Source organism: Leclercia sp. EC_58 (genome assembly GCF_019584355.1).
GTDB lineage: Bacteria > Pseudomonadota > Gammaproteobacteria > Enterobacterales > Enterobacteriaceae > Enterobacter.
Genome location: NZ_VDAM01000001.1, coordinates 1,466,029 through 1,466,344 on the forward strand (window position 1 = coordinate 1,466,029; position 316 = coordinate 1,466,344).

Consider the following 316-nt stretch of genomic DNA (forward strand, 5'->3'; position numbering starts at 1 on the left):
GATTCATGACTGGGGTGAAGTCGTAACAAGGTAACCGTAGGGGAACCTGCGGTTGGATCACCTCCTTACCTTAAAGAACCTGCCTTTGCAGTGCTCACACAGATTGTCTGATGAAAATAAATACTCCTGACTGACCGATAGTGAACCAGTACCGTGAGGGAAAGGCGAAAAGAACCCCGGCGAGGGGAGTGAAAAAGAACCTGAAACCGTGTACGTACAAGCAGTGGGAGCATCCTTCGGGGTGTGACTGCGTACCTTTTGTATAATGGGTCAGCGACTTATATTCTGTAGCAAGGTTAACCGTATAGGGGAGCCG

General features: G+C 49.4%; 1 other annotated feature.

Annotation, left to right across the window (positions count from 1 at the left end):
- Positions 1 to 80 precede the first annotated feature (80 nt).
- Positions 81 to 206: a sequence feature (23S ribosomal RNA rRNA prediction is too short), on the plus strand.
- The last annotated feature ends 110 nt before the right edge of the window (positions 207 to 316 follow it).